Origin of the sequence: Salinarimonas soli (genome assembly GCF_008386575.1) — a bacterium.
Classification (GTDB): Bacteria; Pseudomonadota; Alphaproteobacteria; order Rhizobiales; family Beijerinckiaceae; genus Salinarimonas_A; species Salinarimonas_A soli.
Genome location: NZ_VUOA01000189.1, coordinates 1 through 251, shown reverse-complemented (window position 1 = coordinate 251; position 251 = coordinate 1). Strand labels below are relative to the sequence as shown.

General features: G+C 59.0%; 1 protein-coding gene. It reads left to right on the top strand.

All coding sequences use genetic code 11. The features are described 5' to 3' along the window. Positions 1-251 (top strand): hypothetical protein (locus F0L46_RS27805; protein WP_149822420.1); only part of this gene is annotated, 251 nt, incomplete at both ends.

The window sequence follows — 251 nt, the reverse complement described above, 5'->3', positions numbered from 1 at the left end:
CCAAGTCGTTTTACGACGACCCTATCGCTGCCGCTGAGAGGATTACGGTACCCGGCTACCGTTATCTGCCTGTCCATCGCGAGATCTACGGCTACTCCCCGCGCCCTATCTATGCCCACAACTACCCTCGCTCTCTCGATTATTACAGGCCAATCTACCACGTGCCAAGACGCGTGCGACGTGGAGTTGATGCCTTCGACGCCCACAAGGCATGGCAGGACCATCTCGACAGGCTGGCTGCCATCGACCGG